Annotated in this window: 25 protein-coding genes and 1 tRNA gene; 10 read left to right on the top strand and 16 right to left on the bottom strand. The window is 58.3% G+C overall.

What is annotated here, in order from left to right:
• Window positions 1–393 precede the first annotated feature (393 nt).
• The 11 genes from ACKF11_RS12700 to ACKF11_RS12650 form a co-directional block, all read right to left on the bottom strand.
• Window positions 394–470: transfer RNA gene (locus ACKF11_RS12700), tRNA-Met, on the bottom strand.
• 162 nt (window positions 471–632) lie between these two features.
• Window positions 633–1,406: a 3-deoxy-manno-octulosonate cytidylyltransferase gene (gene kdsB / locus ACKF11_RS12695; protein ID WP_407997322.1), complete on the bottom strand. Its 774-nt coding sequence runs from the start codon at window positions 1,404–1,406 to the stop codon at window positions 633–635.
• On the bottom strand, window positions 1,406–1,588 hold the full coding sequence (locus tag ACKF11_RS12690; RefSeq protein ID WP_309566424.1) for a Trm112 family protein: 183 nt from the start codon (window positions 1,586–1,588) through the stop codon (window positions 1,406–1,408). Before ACKF11_RS12690 ends, kdsB begins: the two co-directional genes overlap by 1 nt.
• Window positions 1,589–1,591: 3 nt before the next feature.
• Entirely contained in the window at window positions 1,592–2,599 is a 1,008-nt protein-coding gene (gene lpxK, locus ACKF11_RS12685) for a tetraacyldisaccharide 4'-kinase (protein WP_407997321.1), read from the bottom strand.
• Between the two features lie 24 nt (window positions 2,600–2,623).
• Window positions 2,624–4,375 carry a lipid A export permease/ATP-binding protein MsbA gene (gene msbA / locus ACKF11_RS12680; RefSeq protein ID WP_407997320.1) on the bottom strand — a complete coding sequence of 584 codons (1,752 nt, stop codon included), beginning with the start codon at window positions 4,373–4,375 and terminating at the stop codon, window positions 2,624–2,626.
• Between the two features lie 19 nt (window positions 4,376–4,394).
• The gene (locus ACKF11_RS12675; protein ID WP_407997319.1) at window positions 4,395–4,817 is read right to left on the bottom strand and encodes an ExbD/TolR family protein; all 423 of its coding nucleotides are present in this window, start codon (window positions 4,815–4,817) and stop codon (window positions 4,395–4,397) included.
• On the bottom strand, window positions 4,814–5,428 hold the full coding sequence (locus tag ACKF11_RS12670; protein WP_309566416.1) for a MotA/TolQ/ExbB proton channel family protein: 615 nt from the start codon (window positions 5,426–5,428) through the stop codon (window positions 4,814–4,816). The genes ACKF11_RS12675 and ACKF11_RS12670 overlap by 4 nt, the downstream gene beginning before the upstream one ends.
• 37 nt (window positions 5,429–5,465) lie before the next feature.
• Window positions 5,466–7,874 carry a DNA internalization-related competence protein ComEC/Rec2 gene (locus ACKF11_RS12665; protein WP_407997318.1) on the bottom strand — a complete coding sequence of 803 codons (2,409 nt, stop codon included), beginning with the start codon at window positions 7,872–7,874 and terminating at the stop codon, window positions 5,466–5,468.
• A gap of 14 nt (window positions 7,875–7,888) precedes the next feature.
• Window positions 7,889–8,566, bottom strand: a complete 678-nt coding sequence (lolD, locus tag ACKF11_RS12660; protein WP_407997317.1) for a lipoprotein-releasing ABC transporter ATP-binding protein LolD — start codon at window positions 8,564–8,566, stop codon at window positions 7,889–7,891.
• A complete protein-coding gene (locus ACKF11_RS12655; protein ID WP_407997316.1) occupies window positions 8,559–9,824 on the bottom strand; it encodes a lipoprotein-releasing ABC transporter permease subunit in 1,266 nt (421 codons plus the stop codon). Before ACKF11_RS12655 ends, lolD begins: the two co-directional genes overlap by 8 nt.
• 106 nt (window positions 9,825–9,930) lie before the next feature.
• Complete coding sequence (locus ACKF11_RS12650) at window positions 9,931–10,698, bottom strand: PEP-CTERM sorting domain-containing protein (RefSeq protein WP_407997315.1); 768 nt, start codon at window positions 10,696–10,698, stop codon at window positions 9,931–9,933.
• Between the two features lie 293 nt (window positions 10,699–10,991).
• Between ACKF11_RS12650 and ACKF11_RS12645 the strand changes: the two genes are divergently transcribed.
• Genes ACKF11_RS12645 through ACKF11_RS12615 form a run of 7 tightly spaced genes read left to right on the top strand, consistent with a single transcriptional unit; the run spans window position 10,992 to window position 16,511 of the window.
• On the top strand, window positions 10,992–11,591 hold the full coding sequence (locus ACKF11_RS12645; protein ID WP_407997314.1) for a riboflavin synthase: 600 nt from the start codon (window positions 10,992–10,994) through the stop codon (window positions 11,589–11,591).
• Window positions 11,592–11,626: 35 nt separating this feature from the next.
• The gene (gene ribBA / locus ACKF11_RS12640; protein WP_407997313.1) at window positions 11,627–12,712 is read left to right on the top strand and encodes a bifunctional 3,4-dihydroxy-2-butanone-4-phosphate synthase/GTP cyclohydrolase II; all 1,086 of its coding nucleotides are present in this window, start codon (window positions 11,627–11,629) and stop codon (window positions 12,710–12,712) included.
• A gap of 51 nt (window positions 12,713–12,763) precedes the next feature.
• A complete protein-coding gene (locus tag ACKF11_RS12635) occupies window positions 12,764–13,333 on the top strand; it encodes a YqgE/AlgH family protein (protein ID WP_309566402.1) in 570 nt (189 codons plus the stop codon).
• Window positions 13,326–13,766: a Holliday junction resolvase RuvX gene (gene ruvX, locus ACKF11_RS12630; protein WP_407997312.1), complete on the top strand. Its 441-nt coding sequence runs from the start codon at window positions 13,326–13,328 to the stop codon at window positions 13,764–13,766. Before ACKF11_RS12635 ends, ruvX begins: the two co-directional genes overlap by 8 nt.
• The gene (gene pyrR, locus ACKF11_RS12625) at window positions 13,763–14,287 is read left to right on the top strand and encodes a bifunctional pyr operon transcriptional regulator/uracil phosphoribosyltransferase PyrR (RefSeq protein WP_407997311.1); all 525 of its coding nucleotides are present in this window, start codon (window positions 13,763–13,765) and stop codon (window positions 14,285–14,287) included. Before ruvX ends, pyrR begins: the two co-directional genes overlap by 4 nt.
• Window positions 14,287–15,240 carry an aspartate carbamoyltransferase catalytic subunit gene (locus ACKF11_RS12620; RefSeq protein ID WP_309566396.1) on the top strand — a complete coding sequence of 318 codons (954 nt, stop codon included), beginning with the start codon at window positions 14,287–14,289 and terminating at the stop codon, window positions 15,238–15,240. Before pyrR ends, ACKF11_RS12620 begins: the two co-directional genes overlap by 1 nt.
• Entirely contained in the window at window positions 15,237–16,511 is a 1,275-nt protein-coding gene (locus tag ACKF11_RS12615) for a dihydroorotase (protein WP_407997310.1), read from the top strand. Before ACKF11_RS12620 ends, ACKF11_RS12615 begins: the two co-directional genes overlap by 4 nt.
• Window positions 16,512–16,563: 52 nt before the next feature.
• Here ACKF11_RS12615 and ACKF11_RS12610 read toward each other — a convergent pair whose 3' ends face one another.
• From ACKF11_RS12610 to ACKF11_RS12595, 4 genes are all read right to left on the bottom strand, one after another.
• Window positions 16,564–18,015 (bottom strand): acetamidase/formamidase family protein, encoded by a 1,452-nt coding sequence (locus ACKF11_RS12610; RefSeq protein WP_407997309.1) that lies wholly within the window; start codon window positions 18,013–18,015, stop codon window positions 16,564–16,566.
• Window positions 18,016–18,193: 178 nt separating this feature from the next.
• Window positions 18,194–18,946 carry a TerC family protein gene (locus ACKF11_RS12605; RefSeq protein ID WP_309566391.1) on the bottom strand — a complete coding sequence of 251 codons (753 nt, stop codon included), beginning with the start codon at window positions 18,944–18,946 and terminating at the stop codon, window positions 18,194–18,196.
• 56 nt (window positions 18,947–19,002) lie between these two features.
• Window positions 19,003–20,139, bottom strand: a complete 1,137-nt coding sequence (locus ACKF11_RS12600; protein WP_309566389.1) for a PilT/PilU family type 4a pilus ATPase — start codon at window positions 20,137–20,139, stop codon at window positions 19,003–19,005.
• Between the two features lie 18 nt (window positions 20,140–20,157).
• On the bottom strand, window positions 20,158–21,201 hold the full coding sequence (locus tag ACKF11_RS12595) for a type IV pilus twitching motility protein PilT (RefSeq protein WP_309566387.1): 1,044 nt from the start codon (window positions 21,199–21,201) through the stop codon (window positions 20,158–20,160).
• Between the two features lie 75 nt (window positions 21,202–21,276).
• Here ACKF11_RS12595 and ACKF11_RS12590 point away from each other — a divergent pair, with 75 nt between their 5' ends.
• The 3 genes from ACKF11_RS12590 to ACKF11_RS12580 are packed head-to-tail and all read left to right on the top strand — an operon-like array spanning window position 21,277 to window position 23,400.
• Window positions 21,277–21,984: a YggS family pyridoxal phosphate-dependent enzyme gene (locus tag ACKF11_RS12590; RefSeq protein WP_407997308.1), complete on the top strand. Its 708-nt coding sequence runs from the start codon at window positions 21,277–21,279 to the stop codon at window positions 21,982–21,984.
• Window positions 21,981–22,790, top strand: a complete 810-nt coding sequence (gene proC, locus ACKF11_RS12585) for a pyrroline-5-carboxylate reductase (RefSeq protein WP_407997307.1) — start codon at window positions 21,981–21,983, stop codon at window positions 22,788–22,790. Before ACKF11_RS12590 ends, proC begins: the two co-directional genes overlap by 4 nt.
• A 34-nt stretch (window positions 22,791–22,824) precedes the next feature.
• A complete protein-coding gene (locus ACKF11_RS12580; RefSeq protein WP_407997306.1) occupies window positions 22,825–23,400 on the top strand; it encodes a YggT family protein in 576 nt (191 codons plus the stop codon).
• 66 nt (window positions 23,401–23,466) lie between these two features.
• On the opposite strand, the gene ACKF11_RS12575 is transcribed toward ACKF11_RS12580, so the two are convergent.
• A complete protein-coding gene (locus tag ACKF11_RS12575; protein ID WP_407997305.1) occupies window positions 23,467–24,189 on the bottom strand; it encodes an NADPH-dependent F420 reductase in 723 nt (240 codons plus the stop codon).
• Window positions 24,190–24,203 lie beyond the last annotated feature (14 nt).

Below are 24,203 nucleotides of genomic sequence, written 5' to 3'. Positions count from 1 at the left end.
TCGGTATATCGCTTGGCTTAATCTCAAATGAATCTTAGGTGTAACTTAAAAAGTTACAGATTTCATTTAAGTGTTAAGCACTTGTTTGTTGAGTTTTGGATACACATTAACTATGTATCTTTTGCACTCACCTACAAGCACCCACACTTATCGGTTGTTCGTTTTGTTAAAGAGCGGTTACTTCGTTACTTCTTTTGTCACTGCTGATTCGTTTCCAAATCAGCGAGAGGTGCGCATTATACAGAATTTTTTCATTCGGTCAAGCTAGTTTCGAAAATTATTTTTTAAACAACTTTCTAACTAACTTCGCTTCACATCACCTCGTTCAGCGAGCCGCGCATTTTACAGATCGGGATTTATATGTCAACACCAATTTGTAAAACTTGCTTTGTTTGGTTGCGGGGACAGGATTCGAACCTGTGACCTTCGGGTTATGAGCCCGACGAGCTGCCAGACTGCTCCACCCCGCGACCGATGTCGTTGCAACCCATTTCGTTAGATTTGTGTTGCGTCGAGAGGTGAAACTATAGCAAACCCAAAACTTCAATGTCAACGTATTTTTGGGGATTCACTGCAAGACATTCGGGCGCCAAATGCCGTTCTTTCTTGCAATCAATCGCTTAGCATCAAAATCACAGCAACTTATTTTCGTTGCTGATCACGACAGAGCGTACGTAAGCAAGGTCAGCTTCCGTATCTACGCCGCTCGCCGGCGCCTTTTCTGTGATTTCGACGCTAATTTTGTATCCGTGCCAAAGCACGCGCAATTGTTCCAGAGATTCAAAATGCTCAATCGCGGAAGGCGCCAGCGCCGCATAGGCTTGCAAGAATCCGGCGCGGTACGCATAAATACCTATATGTCGATAGATAGGCATATCAGCAGGAATATCCTGGTTGGCGGCAAAAGCATCCCTGGGATAAGGAATGGGGGCGCGGCTAAAGTAGAGTGCGTGCCCTTGTTGATCGAGGACGACTTTGACAATGTTGGGGTTCAGGATGGATGGCGTGTCATGCAGGGCATGACACGCAGTTGCCATGGAGGCTTCAGCGTGGGCGGAGAGATTGCCGGCCACTTCCCCGATCAATAGCGGATCAATCAGCGGCTCATCCCCTTGCACATTGACGACGATCGTGTCATTGCTCCAGCCGCGCTGCTGGACCACTTCGGCAATTCGCTCCGTACCGGATGCATGATCCCCCCTGGTCATGACCACCTCATAACCATAACCCAAGACGGCTTCTTGGATGCGCTCATGATCTGTCGCGACGACGACTTCGGTAGCGCCGCTTGCGAGAGACTGCTCGATAACCCGCACGACCATCGGCTTGCCGGCAATATCAAGCAACGGCTTGCCGGGCAAACGGCTGCTGGCATAGCGGGCGGGGATCACCACCTTGAACGACATTACTTAACCTCTTCTTCGGCTGGCAGCTTGCGCGCTTCATCCTCCAGCATGACAGGAATGCCGTCCTGTATGGGGTAAGCCAGCCGGCAAGGCTTGCAGATCAGTTCCTGCTCGGCTTTTTTGTAATGCAGAGGCCCTTTGCAAATCGGGCATACCAGGATTTCAAGCAGTTTCGCATCCATCGATCAAATTTCCTTTTCTATAAGTCGCGTCAGGCGCGCTAGTATTTTTTCTGCAAGCGCACGGTCTATCTCGGCCGTGATGGGCATAAACCACCAGTTCTCTCTTGCAAACGCGGTGCACTTGACCGCATCCTTTTCCGTCATGAGGACGATATCATCCTTGGCAAACTGGAAATCATCCTCGCTATAGGCATGATGATCCGGGAAAGGGTGCGCTTCAACGATCAGGCCCATTTGTTCCAGCTGACCGAAGAACCTTTGTGGATTACCGATTCCCGCTACGGCATGCACGTGCTTGCCGATCAGTTCGGTCACAGCCATGCGCTCCTCAGGAGCGTTCAGCTTGCGGAGATCATCCGGTACAAGATGCATGAGATAACCGCCGGCAGCAGGCGGCCCGCTATTGAAGACGACCGCATCCACGCCCTCGAGGCGCGCGCTGGATTCCCTCAGCGGCCCCGCAGGCAACAGCTGCCCGTTGCCGAATATGCGTTCGCCATCGATGATGACGATTTCCATGTCGCGCTCGAGCGCATAATGCTGCAGGCCATCGTCGCTAATGATAAGGTTGCACTCTGGATAATCCCTTAGCAAATGACGCGCGGCCCGGGTGCGCTTACGGCCAACATATAAAGGCAGGCCGGTCCGCTGAACCAGCAAGACAGGCTCGTCGCCCACTTCCTGGGGCAGGCTGTCTTTCGTGACCTGATGGGTATGGATCAACTTGCCGCCGTATCCGCGACTGATAATGCCGGGATACCAGCCGTTTTGCCGCAACTGCTGTACCAGCCAGATGACAAAGGGGGTCTTGCCCGTACCGCCGACATTGATATTGCCGACGATGATGACGGGAACCGGCAACTTCAGGGATTTGAGCAAGCGAAACCGGTAAGCCAGCCTACGCAGCGCGATCAAGATGCAGAAAAGCCAAGAAAACGGCCGGAGAACAAGCTGCCAGCCGGTACGTTGGTACCACTGGCGCTCCAGCCATCGGCTGAATGACTGGCCCATTGTCAACAACTCCTAGTGGGACTATTAATGAAATTGTTTCTGGTAAAGCTTGGCGTAATGCCCGCCCAAAGCCAATAATTCTTCATGACTTCCCCCTTCGATAATCTGCCCCTGCTCCATCACCAAGATACGATCCGCGTTTTCTATGGTCGACAACCTGTGGGCAATCACAATTGAGGTTCGGTTCTGCATCAGTTCGTCCAGCGCCGCCTGCACATGACGCTCGGATTCGGTATCCAGCGCGGATGTCGCTTCATCCAGCAACAGAATGGGGGCGTTCTTGAGGATCGCACGCGCAATGGCCAGGCGCTGACGCTGGCCGCCGGAAAGGCGCACGCCGCGATCGCCGATCTCGCTTTGCAGGCCGTTAGGCAATTGCTGGATAAAATCCCAGGCATGCGCCGCCTTGGCGGCAGCGATCACTTCCTCCTCGCTGGCATTGCGCAACACGCCGTAGGCGATATTGTTGAATACGCTATCGTTGAAGAGGATGACGTCCTGACTGACCAGGGAAAATTGCTGGCGCAGGCTTTTCAGGCTCATTTTGCGAATATCGATACCGTCGATCAGCACGCGCCCCTGCTGCGCCTCATAGAAACGAGGCAACAGGTTGACCAGGGTCGTCTTGCCGCCGCCTGAGCGGCCTACCAAGGCGACTTTCTCGCCCGGCTTGACCGTGAAATTGAGATCAAGCAGGGCCGGGCGTTTTGCGGAAGGATACTGCAATGTCACGTTCTCAAACACAATGCCGCCCTTGGCACGGCCAATCTCCTCGCCGCCTTCATCGACTTCCGGAACGCTGTCGATCAGCTCGAACACGCTATGCGCGGCCGCCAAGCCTACCTGCAACTCTTCATTCAGGCTGGTCAGCGTCTTGACCGGCCCGATCAGCATCAGCAAGGCACCGATGAAAGCCGCAAACTCGCCCGCACTGAATTTGCCCACGGCATAAAACACCACCAAGGCCAAAGCCACGCCCGCCAGCAACTCGATAACCATGCTGTTCATGCCGGAAAAACGCGCCAGGCGGATCTGCATATGGCGGTTCTTGCCTGCCACTTTTGCGAAACGCTGATATTCGTAGTCGCCGCCGCCGAATATTTTCACCATGCGCTGGCCGGAAACGGCTTCTTCGACCGCCTGGGTCATTTCCCCCATGGTTTGCTGCACCGCCTTGCCCGAGCTGCGCAACCTTGGCGTCATGCTCTTGAGGTACCATGCCATGGCCGGGGCCACCACGGCAAAAATCAGGGTGAGCTGCCAATCCAGGTAGAGCATGTAGCCCACCATGCCGACAATGGTCAGCGTATCCCTCACGGCGCTCATGGCGACCTTGGTCGCAGCCCCCGCCATCTGCTCGGTGTCATAGGTCAGCTTGGAGGTCACCACGCCGGCCGAAACAGCGTCAAAGAAACTCACCGGCAGGCCCATCAAGCGGCGGAACGTATCCTGGCGCAGATTCTCCACCACGCGCCTTGCCACCCAGCGCATGGCAAAATTGGAGATGAAGCCGGCCAATGCCCGGATTGCCAACAATCCAAACAGCATGAATGGCAGGAGGTGCAGCTTGTTCGAATCCTGGTTGACGAAACCTTCGTCGGTGACAAGCTTGATGGTGGCGAGGAATCCGGTATTCGTCGCGGAGAAAGTCACCAACGCGATGATGCTGATCAGGAATACCAGCCAGTAGCGCGCGGCATATTTGAGAAGGCGCAGGTACAGAACCCGCGCACTTTGCACGGAGGCGTCAGCCTTCCCAAGTGCATGTTTGGACATGATGGATACTTTTTAAAATTCAAGAACCAGAACGTGCTTGTGTTGCAAAAGTAATCTGGCTATACCCGGCCTGGCGCGAAGCCTCCATCACATTGACCACCGACTGGTGGCTGCTCTTGGCATCGGCACTGATGATGATGGTAGGATCCTTGCCGTCGCCGACAGCCTTTTTCAAGGCGTCCGCGATACCAGCTACCGAGTCATCTGCCACGTCCTTGTTATTGATGACATAGTGGCCTGACTCATCGACCCCGACATTGATGACCAATGGCTTGTCTTGCGGGTTCTCCGCATCGGCGGTCGGCAGGTTGATCTGCAACTCCGTGACGCGCGAGAAAGTCGCACTCACCACCAGGAAGATGATGATCACCAGCAACACGTCGATCAACGGCACGAGATTCATTTCCAAATCTTCGTGCTTTTTACCTCGTTGGAAATTCATTCCTTGCGCTCACCATGGATGATTTCTACCAGCTTGACTGCTTCCTGCTCCATCTCGACGATGAAGCCGTCAATCTTGCCACGAAAATATCGGTAGAAAATCATGGCCGGCACTGCCACCACAATACCGCCGGCAGTATTGTAGAGCGCGACGGAAATGCCGCGTGCGAACTGAGCGACGTCATGCCCTGTTGCAGTAAAAGCGCCAAACAGCTCCACCATCCCGATTACGGTACCAAGCAGGCCAAGCAATGGCGCCACCGTCGCAATGGTTCCCAGGGTGGTCAGGTACTTCTCCAGCCTGTGCGCCACGGCGCGGCCGGATTCCTCGACCGCTTCCTTCATCACTTCGCGCGGCGCGCCCAGGTTCTTCAGCGCGCTCGCGAACACGGTGCCCAGCATGGAGTGCTTCTCCAGCCTGGACAGGGCTTCCGCCGTCACACCCGCACGGCCCTGCCCCAGCCAGTTCTGCACTTCCGGCAGCAAGGCCTTGGGGACAATCTGCTGCTCGCGCAAGGCGATCAGGCGTTCTATGATAATGGCTACTGCGACGATTGAAGCAAAGATCAGCGGCCAGATCGGCCATCCTGCAGCTTTAATGATTTCCCACACAAATTGCCCCTAAGATGTTCTGTAAAGTGGCGTTACTTTATCGCGCGTTGCCGGTTTCAGCAAGGGAAGGCGATGTAAAACCAGCAGGCCGGTTGTACCAGTAGCGCTGTGATTTTTCCCGCCAGCGGGTGATGGCAATCCCGCGATGCTGCTCGAAATCCAGCAGCACCGCACCATCATGGTCGGAGCGGTAGAGGCTGGCTCCGGCGGCTGCATACCTTGCCATGACATCATGCCGGGGATGGCGGAAGCGGTTGCGGTAGCCTGCGGTGAAAATCACGGCCTGCGGCTTGACTGCTGCCACAAACCCTGGCGTGGAAGAAGTGCGGCTGCCATGATGCGGCGCCACCAGCACATCCGCAGCAATGCCTTGCCCTGCCGCATCCAGCAGGTCGGCCTCGGCGGAGCGCTCAATGTCTCCCGGCAGCAACAATGTCCCCGCGGCACTGCGGATATGCAGCACGCAACTGCGGTTGTTGGTTTTGACTCCAGCAGGCAAGTTGGCTGCATTGGCGGGATAAAGCATTTCAAAATCGACGCCGTCCCAGCGCCACTTCTGCCCGGCTTGGCAGGGCGAATGCCGCAGATTGCCAAGCTCGGGCTTTTCCCGCGGCAAGGAGCTGAGCATCCAATCTATTGGCATGGCGGCAATCACCGAGCCCATGCCTCCGGTGTGATCCAGGTCGTCATGGCTCACGACCAAGCCATCAAGGCGCTTAACTCCCGTACCGTTGAGGTAGGGCACGACCACTCTATTGCCGCTGTCGCTTTCACTGGAGAACCTAGGGCCGGTGTCATACAGCAGCACATGGTTCTGCGTATTGACCACGACCGCCAGACCTTGCCCCACGTCCAGCACGGCAACCCGCATATCTCCCCGCGCAGGCACAGGAGGCACACCGAGGAACAGCGGCAATATGCCAACTAACCCCAGCCAGCGCAACGGCACCCCACGCGGCAGCAACAGGCAGGCAACGCCTGCCACGGCCAACAGCATGGCGGGGACCGAGGGTATATGCTGCTGCCATATCGCCGAAGGCAATTCGCTCAGCCACAGCAAAAGCGCCATGGCAAGCTGCATGATCCAATGTGCGAGCCACAATAGGAAATCCAGCGGCAGGAAACTGCCAAGCAAGGTCAACGGCACAATCACCAGGCTGACCAGCGGGATGGCAAACGCATTGGCAAGCGGAGAAATCAGGGACACTTGCCCGAACAGCATGAGCAAGACCGGCATCAAGCCTATGGTCACGGCCCATTGCGTCAATATGGCATCCCGCAACCAGTGCGGCCGTTGCAGGCGTCCGCCCAGCGCATAGGCCATCACCGCCACCGCACCGAACGAAAGCCAGAACCCGGTGGCAAGCACGGCCCAGGGATCAATCAATACCACGACAAGCAAGGAAAGCAGCAAGACCCTGCCGATAGATACCCGCCGGCCCGACCAGAATGCCAATGCAATGACCGACAGCATATATAAGGTACGTTGTGTCGGGATGGAAAACCCTGCCACCAGCGAATATACCACCGCCGTCACCACTCCCGCGGCCAGCCCGGCCTTGCGTGCGGGCCAGCGCAGCGTCCAGTACGGCACCCGCCGCCAGATGCCGAACACCATTGCATACACCATCCCCGACAACATGGTGATGTGCAGGCCGGAGATGCTGACAAGATGGATGATGCCGGTGCGGCGGAATACCTGCCAGTCCTGCTGGCTGATGGCGTCGTCCTCGCCGATTGCCAACGCCATCAACACGCCAGCATAAGGCCGGTCCTGCAACACATCCGCCATGCGCCGGCTGACCGACTCCCGCACCATGTCCACCCAGTAAGCCGGCCTATGCACCCGCGCGTCCAGGCGGACCGCAGTGGGCGATTGCCGTACGTAACCACTGGCGCGGATGTTGCGCTCCAGCATCCATAGCTCGAAATCATATCCATGCGGATTGGATGTGCTGTGCGGCCGTTTCAGCCGCACCGTCAATTGCCAGCGTTCACCGGCATGGAAACGCGGCATGTCGGCATTCTGCGTCATGGGAATAGAACTACCCATCGAAAACCCGCCCGCATACTGGATCAAGGAAACTCGTCCGGGCACGACCGCACCAGGGGTTTGTACCTGCTCGACATCAAAATCAAAGCGCTCACCGCGATCATGCATAGCGGGAAGGCTTGCCACCACGCCGACGATGGCAATATCGCGCCCCTCCCACTCGGGAGGCAGCTCATCCGCCATCCGGCCATGGGCCAGCCATGCCGCCCAGCAGAAGCCGAATGCCAGCCCCAGCACCGCCAGCAGCAGGTGACGGATTACCGGCTGCGTGCGGAACCAATAGAAGAGAAGAATCAAGGGAACAAGGCTCCATCCCCAGGACAGGGATGGCAGCCACGGCAACTGCTGCAATACCCAGGCACCGGCTACAAATGTCAGTGCAAACGCGGGCATCTTCAGTCACCTAGTCAGATGGCGTGCAACCTGCCATCTTGAAGACGATATTGCCGCTGCATGCGCGCAGCCAGTTCCAGATCGTGGGTGACGACGACCAGACCCACGCCCTGCTCGCGGTTCAATTCCAGCAAAAGATCAAACACGCCCTCGGCCGTATGCCGGTCAAGGTTGCCGGTAGGCTCGTCGGCAAGCACGCATCGCGGATTCGTCACCAATGCACGCGCCACGGCGGCACGCTGCCGCTCGCCGCCGGAAAGCTCGCCCGGCATATGCTCCAGCCTGTGGCCCAGCCCGACCTTCACCAGCACGCCCTTTGCCTGCTCCAATGCCTCATCCCGCGGCAGACGGCGAATCATCAATGGCAGCGCCACATTCTCCAGGGCGGTGAATTCCGGCAACAGGTGGTGGAACTGGTAGACGAAGCCCAACGCCTGATTGCGCAACTCTCCCCGCTCGGCTTCGCTCAATGCCGCCAGCGGCTTGCCCATCACCTGCACGCTGCCCGCGCTTGGTTCATCCAGTCCGCCAAGCAAGTGCAGCAAGGTGCTTTTGCCGGAACCTGAAGTGCCGACAATGGCGATCTGCTCCCCGGCATCCACTTGCAGGCTGATGCCGTTGAGCACGGCGACATCGAGGCCGGTATAGGTTTTCTGCAAATCAACGCATTGCAGGATGGTAGGATTACTCATAACGCAGCGCCTCCGCCGGGTTGACCCTGGCAGCGCGCCAGCTTGGGTAAAGCGTCGCCAGCAGGCTCAGCACGAAAGACAAGACCACGATCACCGTAACATCGGACCATAGCAGCCTGGATGGCAGGTCGCTGATGTAATACACATCCTTGGCCAGGAACTGCACCCCGAGCATGCGTTCGATAAATGGCACGATCGTATCGATATTGAGGGCGATCAATACGCCGAAGAACGCGCCGACCACTGTCCCGATCACGCCGATCAGCGCGCCCTGCACGATAAATATCTGCATGATGCTGCGCGGGCTGGCGCCGAAGGTGCGCATGATGGCGATATCCGCGCGCTTGTCCGTCACCGCCATCACCAGAGTGGACACAATATTGAAGGCGGCGACAGCGACAATCAAGGCAAGGATGATGAACATCACGCGCTTTTCCATCTGGATGGCGCGGAAGAAGTTCGCATGCTGCTGCGTCCAATCGCTGATGTAATAGTTGCCGGTCCCCATCAGGCGATCCCCCAGCTGCCGGGCGACGGCGGGGGCGTTAAACAGGTCATCCAGCTTGAGGCGCACGCCGGAGACGTTCTCGCCCATGCGATACAGCTTGGCCGCATCGTCGAGATGGATCAGCGCCAGCCCGGAGTCGTATTCGAACATGCCGATCTCGAACAGGCCGACCACCTTGAACTGCTTGATGCGCGGCACTACGCCGGTCGGCGTGAACTGGCCCTGCGGCGCCATCAATACTACCTTATCGCCCAACACCACGCCCAGGGACTGGGCCAGCTCGGAGCCTAGCACCACGCCGAACTCGCCGGGCTTGAGGTCGCTTAACCGCCCAGCCCGCATATGGCTGCCCAGCTCGGCCACCTTGTCCTCGGCATCGGGAAGCACCCCGCGGATAATCGCCCCTTGCACGGCCTGGCCGAACGAGAGCATGCCCTGCGCCATGACATATGGCGCTGCGGCCCGCACATGCGGAGCCCCGTCCACCTTCTGCTCCAGACCGCGCCAATCCTCCAGCACATTGTTCGGACCCGTGATCTGCAAATGCGAAGCCACGCCGAGGATGCGGCTGCGCAACTCTTCCTGGAAGCCATTCATGACCGAGAGCACCACGATCAAGGCCGCCACGCCCAGCCCGATGCCGACCATGCTGGTGAGGGAAATAAAGGAAATGAAGTGATTACGCCTTTTTGCCCGCGTATAGCGCAAGCCGACAAAAAGCTCGAAGGGAAGTTGTCTGAAAAATGCCATGCCGCATTCTAGCGTGAAAGGGACTCAAGTACAGCATTGACCATGATTGAAGCCAATAAAAAAGCCCTTCCAATATTGGAAGGGCTTTTGTTGATGCCAGCGCTGTTTAGAAGCGAATGGTATTGGCACGGCGGCGGCGCGCAACGAACGCCACCACACCCATGCCAAGCAGCAGCATGCCATATGTTGCTGGCTCAGGTACTGCCGCAATTGAAGTGAACACAACCAGATCCTGGTAGTTCTTGTTCTTCAGATAGGTCAAGCTGTAGTCGCCGGTAGCCAGCACGCTGTCATCATTGACGCCAGCGAGCCAGGTCTTGGCAAGATCAATCGCTGCCTTCGACTCCGCATCGTAGCTGCCGAACCACAAGAAGCCGTTCCATACCGGATCAGCCTGGAACTTGCCTTTGTCCAGGTTGAAGTTATTCGATTTTTCGCTGACGATTTCCCATACAGCCACCTGGAAGGCAGCAGAAGAAATCGCGTCATCGACAAAGGAATAATACTTGTTGGCCAGGTTGGTCAGGCTGCTTTCTATAGTCGAGCTGAAAGTGCCTTCGGTATAGGTCGCGGACTTGCCGAATGCCCTGAAGTTCTGCGTCAACTCGACGCAGAACGCGGCAAAAGAATCGCCATTGCTCCAGGTACCGGAATACGCACCTGCGGCCACATCGCCCGACGCGCCGCCCCACCAGCCGAACAAGCCTGAGCCCTTGAGGTCGACGTTTACGTCAACCACGTCCTTCTTGCTGGAAAACTCGTAGCCGGTGAGCGTAGCCTCAATACCGGCAGATGGTGTTGCAAATGCAGCCTGACTGATAACGGATGCACCAATCAGCAGTGCGCTTACAATCGTCCCCTTGAAATTCAACATTCTTACATCCTTCTCTAAATTTTTTACTGCGCCGCAATCGACAAACAGGCTTCTTGAAAATGGATCCGGACTTATTTGTCCCGTTTGATACTGGAGCGCAGTATACGGATGATTTCATTTTTTGCATTTAGTACGTCTGGACTAATTAGTACCATCGGACTAATCTCCGGCTCATCAAATTAAGCAGTTAATTTTATTGAGACTTTACAATTCAAAATCAGCACATGAAAAGCGTTTAGCTCCCGAACAGAATTCCGCCAACACCGCCCGTGGGTCTGCTAGAATTCACACTTATGTTTACCGGCATTATTCAGGCCCAAGGCCACATCAAGACCATCACCCCCCATGGCGACGATGCCAGGCTCGTGATCGATACAGGCAACCTCGACCTGCAGGATGTCGCGATTGGCGACAGCATTGCAGTCAATGGCGTATGCCTGACCGTGATTACGCTGGGAACGAGTACCTTTGAAGCGGATGTTTCCAAGGAAACCCTGTCATGCACCGTTGGATTGGATACCCTGCGCGAGGTCAACCTGGAAAAAGCCTTGCGGCTTTCCGACCGCCTGGGCGGCCACCTGGTCAGCGGGCATGTGGACGGCGTAGGCCAGGTCATCCGCTTTGAACCGGTCGGCGAAAGTATGCTGCTGGCCGTGCGGGCGCCGAACCCATTGTCGCGCTACATTGCAGTGAAGGGCTCCATCACGATCGACGGCGTCAGCCTGACTGTCAACCATGTAGATGGCGACGACTTCAACGTCAACCTCATTCCGCACACGGTCGAAGTCACGACCTTGAAAGGGCTGGGCGTGGGCAGCCGCGTCAATCTCGAAGTAGACCTCATTGCCCGTTATGTGGACCGTATGACGCAATGGAGCGACATTCCGGCCTGAACTTTCCGCATCGGCATTCATCACTTACACACATCATGATCAGCCCAACCATAGAAATCATTGAAGAAATGCGCCAGGGGCGCATGGTAATCCTCGTTGACGAAGAAGACCGCGAAAACGAAGGCGACCTCGTGCTCGCCGCCCAGTTCACCACTGCCGAACATATCAACTTCATGGCGAAGCATGGCCGCGGGCTGATCTGCCTGACCTTGACGGAAGAGCGTTGCAAGCAACTCAACCTGCCCGCAATGGTGCAGAAGAACGGCAGCGGCATGGGCACCAATTTCACGGTATCCATTGAGGCCGCCACGGGCGTGACGACGGGGATCTCCGCCAGCGACCGGGCCAGGACGATACAGGCCGCAGTAGCGCCAAATGCGAAACCCGCCGACATTGTCAGCCCTGGTCACATATTCCCGGTGGCGGCGCAGAATGGCGGCGTGCTGGTGCGTGCCGGCCACACCGAGGCAGGATGCGACCTCTCTGCCCTGGCCGGCCTCACCCCTGCGTCCGTCATCTGCGAGATTCTCAAGGAAGATGGCAGCATGGCCAGGCTGCCGGACCTGATTGAGTTCGCCAAGCAGCACAACCTCAAGATCGGCACCATCGCCGACCTGATCCAATACCGCAACGAGAACGAGTGCCTGGTCAAGCGCGCCGCAGAACGTGAAGTCACTACGCCTTACGGCCCGATGCGCCTGATTGCCTATGCCGACATGATCGCCAAGGAAACCCACCTGGCGCTGGTCAAGGGCGAGATCACTCCCGACAAGGAAATCCTGGTACGCGTTCATGAGCCCCTTTCCGTGTTTGACCTCATCGACGAAAGTAGCCGCTCACATTCATGGAACACCTTGCAGGCCATGCGCAAGATCCAGGAGGCCGAAGCCGGTGTCGTCGTGTTGCTGCACAATGGCGAGAATGCGGAAGACCTGGTGGAACGCATCAAGTTTGCCGACGAACCGGTGCGCATCCGCCAGGACCTGCGCAACTACGGCATAGGTTCGCAAATCCTGCTGGATCTCGGCGTGAAGAAAATGAAGCTATTGGCTGCGCCGCGCAAGATGCCGAGCATTGTCGGTTTCGGCCTGGAAATCACCGGCTACGTCGAGACGCCCTGACCGGCTGATGCAAGCCATGATGTGAGAATCGTTATGTGAGATAATAGCAGCGTGGAAAACGTTAATCTCACTGGTCAGTTTCTGGTTGCCATGCCCGCCATGACCGACCCCTATTTTGCAAAGTCGGTGACCTTCATCTGCGAACACAATGCCGACGGCGCCATGGGCATCGTCATCAATCGTCCTATCGACATGACTCTGCAGGCATTGTTCAAGCAACTGAACCTGCCGCTCTCCAGCCCACTGACGGATAAGCCCGTCTATTTCGGCGGACCGGTACAGTTGGATCGCGGCTTCGTCCTGCATCAACCGCTGGAAGACTGGGACTCCACCCTCAGCATCGACGGCGATACCGGCCTCACCACCTCCAAGGACATCCTGCAAGCCGTTGCCGAAGGCCACATTCCGCACAACTTCCTGGTCAGTCTCGGCTATGCCGGCTGGTCGGCAGGCCAACTGGAACAGGAGCTTGCGCAGAATGCCTGGCTGACGGTCGAGGCGACGCCGGAACAGCGCAATCACTTATTGTTCGGCTTGCCCGCGGAAGAAAAGGTACAGGCCACCATGGCACTGCTGGGGCTTGATTTCGCCCGCTTTGCGGAGGAAGCCGGGCATGCCTGAGCCGGTAGCCGGCCACCAAGGCTGCGTGCTCGGATTCGACTTCGGCGAAAAACGCATCGGCGTGGCAATCGGCGAATACCTGCTCGGCATTGCCCATCCGCTCGCGACCATCGATACCGAAGCCAATGACAAACGTTTTGCCGCCATTGCCGACCTCATCGAGGAATGGCAACCGGTGGCGCTGGTGGTCGGGCTGCCAAGCTACCTCAATGGCGACGAGCATGCGTTGACCCAGCTATGCCGCAAGTTTGCACGCCGCCTGGAGGGTCGCTTCAACCTGCCTGTCGCATTGGTCGACGAGCGCTTAAGCTCAGCGGAAGCCAGCCAGTCGCTCAAGCAAAGCGGCATCACCGGCCGCAGGCAGAAGCCCATGCTGGACCAGGTGGCTGCGCAACATATACTGCAATCCTATTTTGACGGACTTGCCCCATGACATTGAACATTCAATTACCCGATGCGGAAGCGCTCCTCCTGACTCTGGAGCAGAAACTCGCCCCATTCATCCAGCCGAAAACCGCCATCGTCGGTATCCACAGCGGCGGCGCATGGATTGCGGAACGGCTTTTCCCCCGGCTGCAAGCAGCCAACCCGGCCTGCTCGCTGGAGCTGGGCATGCTCGACAGCTCTTTCTACCGGGACGATTACAGCCAGCGCGGCCTGCACGCGGACACGCGCCCATCGCAAATCCCGTTCGACGTGGAAGAGCGCCACATCATCCTGCTCGACGACGTGTTCTATACCGGACGCACCATTCGCGCCGCCATGAACGAGCTGTTCGATTACGGCAGGCCCGCCAGCATCAGCCTGGCCGTACTGGTGGACCGCGGCGGCCGCGAGTTGCCGATCTGCCCGCAGGTGGCTGCGCTGCAACTGGATATTCCACCCGATCAGAAATTACAATTATCCCGCGATGAACACCATCAACTCCAATTCAGCCTGGAGGCAAGTGCCTGATGCATAATCCTCAACTGACCAAGGACGGCAAGCTCAAGCACCTGCTCACGACGGAAGGGCTGCCCCGCGCCATCCTCAACCAGATACTGGATACCGCCGAATCCTTCGTCGGCGTTGCCGAGCGCGAAGTCAAGAAAGTGCCTTTGCTGCGCGGCAAGACCGTCTGTAACATCTTCTTCGAGAACAGCACGCGCACCCGGACGACATTCGAAATCGCAGCCAAGCGCCTTTCGGCGGACGTCATCACGCTGAATGTGGGTACTTCCTCGCAATCCAAGGGCGAAACCATCCTCGACACCATCGACAACCTGACCGCCATGCATGCCGACATGTTCGTCGTACGCCATGCGGAATCCGGCGCGGCCCATTTCATCGCGCAGCATGTCGCCCCGCATATCCACGTGATCAATGCAGGCGACGGCCGCCATGCGCACCCGACCCAGGGCCTGCTCGATGTCTTCACTATCCGCCGCTACAAGCCGGACATGCACAACCTGCGCGTGGCACTGGTAGGCGATGTGCTGCACTCGCGCGTGGCACGCTCCGAAATCCATGCGCTCACTACGCTGGGCGTGCCCGAGGTTCGCGTCATCGCCCCCAAGACGCTATTGCCGCAACACGTGGAAAAACTCGGGGTACAGGTCCATCACGATATGCGCGAAGGCCTGAAAGACGTGGACGTCGTCATGATGCTGCGCTTGCAGAACGAACGCATGAACGGCGCCTTGCTGCCCAGCGCTCAGGAATACTTCAAGTGTTACGGGCTCACGCCGGAAAAACTTGCCTTTGCCAAGCCGGATGCCATCGTCATGCACCCGGGCCCCATGAACCGCGGCGTGGAAATCGATTCTGCGGTGGCCGATGGCAAGCAATCCGTGATTCTTCCCCAGGTTACCTACGGCATTGCGGTACGCATGGCCGTCATGAGCATCCTCGCAGGAAACTCCGAATGAACATCCATATCAAGCAGGGGCGGCTGATCGACCCAAGACACCATGTCGATGCGGTACAAGACCTTTACGTCAGCAATGGCAAGATCGCGGGCATAGGCGATATGCCGGCGGACTTCAAGGCAGACCAGGTGATCGATGCCGACGGGCTGATCGTCTGCCCGGGCCTGGTGGACGTCTCGGTCCGCCTGCGCGAGCCCGGCAACGAATACAAGGCGTCGCTGAAGAGCGAACTTCATGCTGCGGTTGCGGGCGGCGTCACCAGCGTGGCCTGCCCGCCGGATACCGACCCGGTGCTCGACGAATCCGGCCTGGTCGAAATGCTGAAGCACCGCGCCAAGCAGCTCCATTTGAGCAATGTCTATCCCTTGGGCGCGCTCACCCGCCAACTCGCCGGCAAACAGCTCACGGAAATGAGCGAGCTCACCGAGGCAGGCTGCGTCGGCTTTTCCCAGGCAGACGAGCCGATCGTCGACACCCTGGTGCTATGGCGCGCCCTGCAGTACGCCGCCACATTCGGCTTTACCGTCTGGCTGCGCCCGCAGGAGCCCTACCTGGCGCAAGGCGGGGTCGCGCATGATGGGGAAGTTGCCGCGCGCCTGGGCCTCAAGACTATCCCAGTGGCTGCTGAAACCCTGGCGCTCGCCACCATCCTGCACATCGTCCGTGAAACCGGGGCCAAGGTGCACCTGTGCCGGCTTTCCAGCGCCGAAGGCGTCGCCATGGTGCGCGAAGCCAAGCAGCAAGGCCTGCAGATCAGTTGTGATGTCAGCGTCAACCACCTGCATCTCACTGAGCATGACATCGGCTTCTTCGACGCCAATTGTCACCTGAGGCCTCCATTGCGCAGCCAGCGCGACCGCGATGCCCTGCGCCAGGGCCTGGCCGACGGCACCATCGACCTCGCATGCTCGGACCATGCGCCGGTAGATGAAGACGCCAAGCTAGTGCCGTTCGGCGAAGCGGAGGCCGGCGCGACAGGTCTGGAACTGCTGCTGCCGCTGACGCTGAAATGGGCCGAGGAACAGAAGGTTGCCCTGGTCGACGCATTGGCGCGCATCACCAGCGCGCCAGCCACCAGCCTGGGGATCAGCCAAGGCCATCTGGAATTGGGCGCTCAAGCCGATATTTGCATTTTCGACCCGCAGCAATACTGGAACGTGAAAGCGGCAAACCTGCTGAGCCAGGGAAAGAACACGCCATTTAACGGCCTGGAGCTGGCAGGCAAGGTACGCTATACGCTGGTTAACGGCGAGATTGCCTACAAGGACTAGAGCATCAGGCGCCCCGCCTCAAGCAGGGCGCCTGTCACGCCAGCGAGCCAAACTAGACATCGCGTGCCGGGAAAATACCTTTCTTCACCACGGCATGCACGCCCCAGTTGCCATCCACCACCTGGGTGACGCCGAAGTCGACGCCGATTGACATCAGTGAAACCGCCTCGTCCTCGCTCAAATGCTGGGTATGCATGAGGAAATGCCGCATCTTGCGGAATGCGTCCTTGAGCGCGAGATCCAGCGAGGATTTGGAGAAGATGCTGTTCTGCGCGTCAGCGCCAAGCTCGGCCAGGTAGTTGGCATAACTGAAGCCGTGCAGCACCCATTCATCCTGGGTTTCCAGCAACGGATATTGCAGGCTTTCCAGTGCGGTCCCCGCCAGGTCGGCCTTCTTGTGCAGAATGAACTGGAAGGTGCCGGTCAAGGAGCACTCGATCGCGGTGCCGCACATTTCGGAATCGCCTTGCGAGGCATGCGGGTCCCCCACCGAGAACATGCCGCCCGGCACTGAAACTGGGTAATACATGGTCGCGCCCTTGCCGATGCGCCAATTGTCGATATTGCCGCCGGTATAGCTCGGCGGGATGGAGTTCACCATGTCGGCTTCCACTGGCGCCAACCCCATGGTGCCGAAATGCGGGCGTACCGGGACGCGGATATTTTTCAGCACGTCGTAATTCTTGCTGATGGTGCTGTGATCCACAGGCACGCCCGGGTAATCGACAATCGGGTGCACCACGCCGAAAGGATCGGTCTGCGGCGTCCAGCGGTAGTTATAGAATGCCCGGGCCCAGTTGCGCTCGCCTGTGGCATCCAGTTCATAGATCGTCACCACTTCGCGCTTCTTCGGCTCTTCTATCAGGTCGTTATAATGAAAGCCCCAGTTGGCGGCAACATTGGAGCCGAAAGCCTTGCCCTTGAATTCGGGGTTGGCGCTCGGGCGCAAGACCACATCGACAATCCGCACTTCCAGCACGTCACCCGGCTGCGCGCCCTTGACCGCAACCGGCCCGGTACAGATATGCACGCCCAGGCCGCCGCCGGCCCCCAGCTTGTGGTCCATCGGCCCTATGCCGCGCCGATCCACATTCTTGCGCTTGCTGTCCCAATAAAACACGCTTTCGGCGCCAGGGTCGCCCTTGACCATGAGCGATGCATCGTCATTGGAATGGTGGGTCAATGTCTCCATGGTGGCGAAGTCACCCGACTCAAGCTCCACAAGGGGTTTCAAGGATTTACTGAAGAACCCCCAATTCACGGTTTTATCGTTGGCGGGAATATAGTAATGGGTAGCATGCCCTGTGGAAGAACCAGACTTGGGCGTAGTCTGGCCAAAAGCACTGGCACTGATACCCATGCTTGCCGCAGAGGCGAGCACGCCGCCAACGGCAAAGTCGCGCATGAAATCGCGCCTGCCTTCCTGAAACTCCTGCTGGATTTCCGGGTTATCCGCTGCATGTGAATGATGACGGCACCCTTGCTGACAGACATGCTCACTCATTTGGCCAACTCCCATGATATTGAAAAGATCATTAGGAGCCAAAGCAATATGGATACCAATTGAGTGTATGTATAAAATTACATATTACTCAGCAAGATAGGCTGAAATAAATTTGCTTTCTTATCTTGCTCCGCACCATGATTTAACGCCGTGCACTATTGCGGCACATGGCAAATCATTACTGCATCGGTTTCTTGCGCAGCTTTACCGGCTTTCTTTCACTCACGCGCTTGCGCATGCGGATGTTGAGCATTTCCACCGCCACCGAGAACGCCATCGCGAAATAGATGTAGCCCTTGGGCACGTGAACGTCGAACCCCTCCACCATCAGCGTGACGCCCACGAGGATCAGGAACGACAAGGCAAGAATCTTGATGGTGGGATGGTTGTCGACGAAATCCCCGATCGACTTGGCGGCAAACAGCATCACGCCGACCGCGATGATGATGGCCGTCGCCATGATGCCGACATGGTCGGCAAGCCCGACCGCGGTAATCACGGAATCCAGTGAAAAGACGATATCCAGCACCGCGATCTGCACCAGCACCATGCCCATGCTGTTGACCGCGACATGGCCGTCCCCATGCCCATCCATGCCCTCGAGGCTGTTATGGATTTCGTGGGTGGCCTTGGCGAGCAGGAACAAGCCGCCGCCGATCAGGATCAAGTCGCGGCCTGAAATTTCCACGCCAGCGATCTCGAACCAGGGCTTGGTCAGCCCCATGACCCAGGAAATGGAGAACAGGAGCGCCAGGCGCGCGATCATCGCCAGGCTGAGCCCGAGCCGCCTGGCGGTATTGCGCTGCTTTTCCGGCAGGCGGCCGACCAGGATGGAGATGAAGATGATATTGTCTATGCCCAGGACGATTTCCAGGGCGGTCAACGTTGCGAGTGCGATCCAGGCTTCGGGGCTTGCCAACCATTCCAGCATATCAAGCTTTCAGAAAAGAAATTGTGAATTGCCAGCAACCATGCCGGCATGGCAGGTTACACTATACCGAGATTATCCAATCCTGCGGAAAGGTCACGGTCTTTTGCATCCTTGCCTTCCAGCTTGATCCTGAGCCTGAGGTCGTTGACCGAATCCGCATTGCGCAAGGCATCCTCATAGGTGATGAGGCCAGCCTCGTGCAGGTCGAACAGCGACTGGTCGAACGTCTGCATGCCCAGTTCGCGAGACTTGGCGATAATGTCCTTGATCTCGTGCACATCCCCCTTGAAGATCAGGTCGGAAATCAGGGGCGAGTTGATCATGATTTCCATGGCAGCCACCCGCCCCGTGCTGTCTTTTCGGGCAATCAGGCGCTGGGAGACAAAAGCCTTCACGTTGAGCGACAAATCCATGAGCAGCTGGTGCCGGCGCTCCTCGGGAAAGAAGTTGATGATGCGGTCCAGCGCCTGGTTGGTGCTGTTCGCATGCAGGGTTGCCATGCATAGGTGGCCGGTCTCGGCGAAGGCGATCGCATAATCCATGGTTTCGCGGTCGCGGATTTCGCCGATCAGGATCACGTCGGGCGCCTGGCGCAAGGTGTTCTTGAGCGCGGTATGCCAGTTGTCGGTGTCGACGCCGATCTCGCGCTGGGTGATGATGCAGTTCTTGTGCTCGTGCACGAACTCGATCGGGTCTTCGATGGTGATGATGTGACCGTGGCTGTTTTCATTGCGGTAACCGACCATCGCTGCCAACGATGTGGACTTGCCCGAACCGGTGCCGCCGACGAAGATCACCAGCCCGCGCTTGGACTGCGCCACGTCCTTGAGCACTTCGGGCAGCCCCAGTTCCTCAAGGCGCGGAATCTTGGTGGTGATGGTGCGGAACACCAGCCCGACGCTGCCGCGCTGCACGAAGGCATTGACGCGGAAACGCGCCACGCCGGGCATCCCGATCGCGAAGTTGCACTCGCGCGTCGCCTCGAATTCCGCGGCCTGCTTGTCGTTCATGATTGCACGCGCGATCTCGCGCGCCTGCTGCGGCGTCAATGCCTGCTGCGTCACCGGCGTCATCTTGCCGTCGATCTTCATCGCGGGCGGATAGGCGGCCGTAATGAAAAGGTCGGATGCCTTCTTGCCCAGCATCAACCGCAACAGGTCGAATACAAACTTCTCCGCTTGCCCTTGATCCATGCTATTCCTTAATCCCGGTTAGCCGACGAAGGCATCCTTGTTGGCAGCCTTGGTTCTTGCCTCGGCCAGGGAAATCACGTTGCGTCGCACCAGGTCCTGCAGGTTCTGGTCCAGCGTCTGCATGCCGACGTTCTGCCCGGTCTGGATCGCGGAATACATCTGCGCGATCTTGTTCTCGCGGATCAGGTTGCGAATCGCGGGCGTGCCGATCATGATCTCGTGCGCCGCCACGCGGCCTTGCTCATCCTTGGTCTTGCACAAGGTCTGCGAGATCACGGCGCGCAGCGATTCGGAGAGCATGGAGCGCACCATTTCCTTCTCCGCCGCGGGAAACACGTCGACGATACGGTCTATGGTCTTGGCCGCGGAACTGGTATGCAGGGTGCCGAACACCAGATGGCCGGTCTCGGCGGCGCTGAGTGCGAGGCGGATGGTTTCCAGGTCGCGCATTTCGCCGACCAGGATCACGTCCGGGTCCTCGCGCAGAGCAGAGCGCAAGGCATTGGCGAAAGACAGGGTGTGCGGCCCGACCTCGCGCTGGTTGATCAGGCACTTTTTCGAGGTATGCACGAATTCGATCGGATCTTCCACGGTGAGGATATGGCCGAACTCGTTTTCATTGATGAAATCGATCATCGCCGCCAGCGTAGTGGATTTACCGGAGCCGGTCGGCCCGGTCACCAGCACGATGCCGCGCGGGTTCTGCGCAATCTCGCGGAAGATAGGCGGACAGCCGAGCTGTTCCATGGTCAGCACCTTGGAGGGAATGGTACGGAACACCGCGCCAGCCCCGCGGTTCTGGTTGAAGGCATTGACGCGGAAACGCGCCAGGTTGGGAATCTCGAAGGAGAAATCGCATTCCAGCGTTTCTTCGTATACCTTGCGCTGGCCGTCGTTCATGATGTCGTACACCATGTCGTGCACGGCGCTGTGGTCCAGCGGCGGCACGTTGATCTTGCGCACGTCGCCATGCACCCGGATCAACGGCGGCATGCCCGCCGAAAGGTGCAAGTCGGAAGCCTTGTTTTTGACCGAGAACGCCAGCAAATCAGAAATATCCAAAACAGGCTCCTGTTATAATTCCAGACCTGGCACGCCGGTGCCGGGATAGTTGCAATCATGAAGAATGGACGGATTATGGACACAATTGGCAAGCGCTGGCAAGCAATCAAGGCCCGTATCGAGGCGGCTGCGCTTGATGCTGGAAGAGCGCCCGATTCTGTGAGCCTGCTTGCCGTAAGCAAGGCGCATCCGGCCAGCGCCATCCGCGAAGCCTATGCCCTCGGACAACGCCAGTTCGGCGAGAACTACCTGCAGGAAGCGCTCGCCAAGCAGGAAGAACTCCAAGGCCTGGATATCGAATGGCACTTCATCGGCCCCATCCAGAGCAACAAGACGCAGCCAATCGCCAGGCATTTCGACTGGGTGCACAGCGTGGACCGCGCCAAGATCGCAGACAGGCTCAATGCCGCCCGCGGCCCCGGCCAACCGGCGCTGCAGGTCTGCATCCAGGTTAATGTCAGCGGTGAAGACAGCAAGAGCGGCACCAGCGCTGCCGACGCGATTGCCCTGGCAGACCATATCAGGCAATTGCCCAAACTGCGCCTGCGCGGGCTGATGGCGATTCCGGCCCCTACCCATGACCCGCAGGAACAACAGTCGCAGTTTCGCGCCGTACGTGACATCTACGACAGCCTGCAATCGTCCGGACACCACTTGGATACGTTATCCATGGGCATGTCCGAAGATTTTCCCGCAGCCGTTCAAGAGGGTGCGACAATAGTGAGGGTGGGCTCTGCCATTTTCGGGGCCCGGATCAAACCAACCACAGACCAACCAACATGAAAATCAGCTTTATCGGCGGCGGCAACATGGCGCGCGCGATTATCGGCGGCCTCAAGCAAAAGGGCTACAACATGGCCGCCATCAATGTCATTGAGCTTGATGCTGCAAAGCGGGAGCAATTGACGGAAGAATTCGGCATTCACGCCACCGAGCACCTGCCCAGCGTCGCCAACTCAGACATCATCGTGCTGGCTGTCAAGCCACAGCAATTACGCGACCTGGCGATCTTTCTCGCCAGCTTCCTCAACCAGCAGCTCGTCATATCCATTGCGGCCGGCATCACCTGCGACGCGCTCAGCCGCTGGCTGAACGGCTACAGCGCCATCGTGCGCGTCATGCCCAATACGCCGGCCCAGATCCAGGCCGGCGTATCCGGCCTTTATGCGGCGGATGGCGTCAGCATAGAACAGCGCGAACAGGCCGACCTGCTGTTGTCTGCGGCGGGCAGCACATTATGGGTCGATGACGAGGGCAAGATAGATGCGGTGACCGCGATTTCAGGCAGCGGCCCGGCCTATGTATTCTATTTCATCGAGGCTTTGGAACAGGCGGCCCTGGACCTGGGCTTCGCTCCCGACCAGGCGCACGCCTTGAGCCTGCAGACTTTCCTGGGAGCCAGCCGGCTGGCCAGCCAGAGCGATACGCCCGCCGCTGCGCTGCGCGCCCAGGTGACCTCCAAGGGCGGCACTACCGAACGCGCGATCCTCTCCATGGAGCAGGCCAACATCAAACAAGCCATTATCCAGGCAGCGCATGCCGCCGCTGAGCGCGCTCGCGAACTGGGCGAACAGCTAGGAAAGGACTAACCATGCTCAATACTATTTCATGCCGGGGGCTTGCATGATCAATAACGCCTTGCAGTTTCTGCTGCATACCATCCTCGGTTTATTTACCTTGGCATTGTTGCTGCGCTTTTACCTGCAGCTGACCCGCGCGCCTTTCCACAATCCCGTTTCCCAGGCCATGGTCGCAGTGACCAACTTCGCGGTCAGGCCCGTCCGGCGCTTTATCCCGGGAATCGGCGGCCTCGACACTTCCACCCTGCTGCTGGCATTCATTGCGCAGTTCCTGCTGCAAGTGGGCTCGTTGTGGATACGCGACTTTCCCTTGCTCGTGGCGGACAACACCATATGGATCGCCTTGCTGGGCCTGGCATTTGTCGGCCTGTTGAAGCTCAGCATCTACATCTTCCTTTATGCGGTGCTGCTTCAAGCCATCCTCAGCTGGATCAATCCCCACACCATCCTTACGCCAGTGCTGGATGCGCTTACCCGGCCGCTGTTGCGCCCATTGCGCAACCGCATCCCCACAGCCGGCGGTTTCGACCTCAGCCCCTTGGTCGTGTTCATCGTCGCGCAACTGGTCCTGATCGTCCTTGTCACGCCGATGGAGCAGCAATTGCTGCGCTTGTTCTAAGAGCCTACTACAAACTAGAACTCACCACCGACAGTCGGCTGTTTGTGGTCTTCGGCCCGGCAGAGATCAACGTGCAACGCCGAGCTTTTTCGCCAATTCGTCAGCCGTCAGGATATGCCCGAAGCCATCGGTTCCCATGGCGAACTTGTCGGCATCCTTCAACCCGCCTACGACCAGGGGGTCGAAACCGGCCGAGGAAATCAGCGCCTTGGCGACGTCCAGCGCCTGTTGGTCGTCGCCGGCAATCGGGATGGCGATGCGCGGCGTGCGGCCCGCATTGTCGGTGAATACACGGTTATTCGCGGCATTGAAGGCGCGCACGATGCGTGCGCCGGGCAGGTATTTGGCCGTGGTAACGCCGATGCCGTTGGCCTGAGTCTCCGGATACAGCGAGCTGCGGTTGGCGTTGCCGGCGTCCAGCACGATCTTGTCCTTGAGCGCCGCGCCGTAGTCGCGGCCGATTTGCGGATAGGCCTCATAAGGCACGGCCAGCAAAACGGCATCGCCAAATGCAATCGCCTCTTCCACAGTGCCGGCGCGCGCCTTGGGACCCAATCTATCGACCAACGATTTCAGGCTTGAAGGGTCGCGTGAGGAAAACAGGACTTCGTGCCCCGCCTTCACCCATAAAGCACCGACCGCACCACCCAGGTTCCCGGCGCCGATAGTGCCGATTTTCAGGGGTTTCCCTTCAGCCGCGAAGGCGGAATGCCCAACTAGGGGCAGAACGGCCAACAGGCCCAGGCCTCCTCCAAGCTTCAGAAGCTGTCTGCGGGATATGTTGCGCATGGCATTTCTCCTTG

The organism is Methylobacillus draconifructus, assembly GCF_045984385.1.
Classification (GTDB): Bacteria; Pseudomonadota; Gammaproteobacteria; order Burkholderiales; family Methylophilaceae; genus Methylobacillus; species Methylobacillus flagellatus_A.
This window is presented reverse-complemented; position numbering and strand designations above follow the sequence as displayed.

Coding starts and splice junctions, on each gene's coding strand:
- pyrR (WP_407997311.1), top strand. CDS start 13,763: ATGACATTGAACATTCAATTACCCGATGCGGAAGCGCTCCTCCTGACT.
- ACKF11_RS12690 (WP_309566424.1), bottom strand. CDS start 1,588: ATGGATGCGAAACTGCTTGAAATCCTGGTATGCCCGATTTGCAAAGGG.
- ACKF11_RS12575 (WP_407997305.1), bottom strand. CDS start 24,189: ATGCGCAACATATCCCGCAGACAGCTTCTGAAGCTTGGAGGAGGCCTG.
- ACKF11_RS12615 (WP_407997310.1), top strand. CDS start 15,237: ATGAACATCCATATCAAGCAGGGGCGGCTGATCGACCCAAGACACCAT.
- ACKF11_RS12605 (WP_309566391.1), bottom strand. CDS start 18,946: ATGCTGGAATGGTTGGCAAGCCCCGAAGCCTGGATCGCACTCGCAACG.
- lolD (WP_407997317.1), bottom strand. CDS start 8,566: ATGAGTAATCCTACCATCCTGCAATGCGTTGATTTGCAGAAAACCTAT.
- ACKF11_RS12665 (WP_407997318.1), bottom strand. CDS start 7,874: ATGCCCGCGTTTGCACTGACATTTGTAGCCGGTGCCTGGGTATTGCAG.
- ACKF11_RS12590 (WP_407997308.1), top strand. CDS start 21,277: ATGGACACAATTGGCAAGCGCTGGCAAGCAATCAAGGCCCGTATCGAG.
- ACKF11_RS12675 (WP_407997319.1), bottom strand. CDS start 4,817: ATGAATTTCCAACGAGGTAAAAAGCACGAAGATTTGGAAATGAATCTC.
- proC (WP_407997307.1), top strand. CDS start 21,981: ATGAAAATCAGCTTTATCGGCGGCGGCAACATGGCGCGCGCGATTATC.
- msbA (WP_407997320.1), bottom strand. CDS start 4,375: ATGTCCAAACATGCACTTGGGAAGGCTGACGCCTCCGTGCAAAGTGCG.
- kdsB (WP_407997322.1), bottom strand. CDS start 1,406: ATGTCGTTCAAGGTGGTGATCCCCGCCCGCTATGCCAGCAGCCGTTTG.
- ACKF11_RS12600 (WP_309566389.1), bottom strand. CDS start 20,139: ATGGATCAAGGGCAAGCGGAGAAGTTTGTATTCGACCTGTTGCGGTTG.
- ruvX (WP_407997312.1), top strand. CDS start 13,326: ATGCCTGAGCCGGTAGCCGGCCACCAAGGCTGCGTGCTCGGATTCGAC.
- ACKF11_RS12650 (WP_407997315.1), bottom strand. CDS start 10,698: ATGTTGAATTTCAAGGGGACGATTGTAAGCGCACTGCTGATTGGTGCA.
- ribBA (WP_407997313.1), top strand. CDS start 11,627: ATGATCAGCCCAACCATAGAAATCATTGAAGAAATGCGCCAGGGGCGC.
- lpxK (WP_407997321.1), bottom strand. CDS start 2,599: ATGGGCCAGTCATTCAGCCGATGGCTGGAGCGCCAGTGGTACCAACGT.
- ACKF11_RS12645 (WP_407997314.1), top strand. CDS start 10,992: ATGTTTACCGGCATTATTCAGGCCCAAGGCCACATCAAGACCATCACC.
- ACKF11_RS12655 (WP_407997316.1), bottom strand. CDS start 9,824: ATGGCATTTTTCAGACAACTTCCCTTCGAGCTTTTTGTCGGCTTGCGC.
- ACKF11_RS12620 (WP_309566396.1), top strand. CDS start 14,287: ATGCATAATCCTCAACTGACCAAGGACGGCAAGCTCAAGCACCTGCTC.
- ACKF11_RS12610 (WP_407997309.1), bottom strand. CDS start 18,015: ATGAGTGAGCATGTCTGTCAGCAAGGGTGCCGTCATCATTCACATGCA.
- ACKF11_RS12580 (WP_407997306.1), top strand. CDS start 22,825: ATGATCAATAACGCCTTGCAGTTTCTGCTGCATACCATCCTCGGTTTA.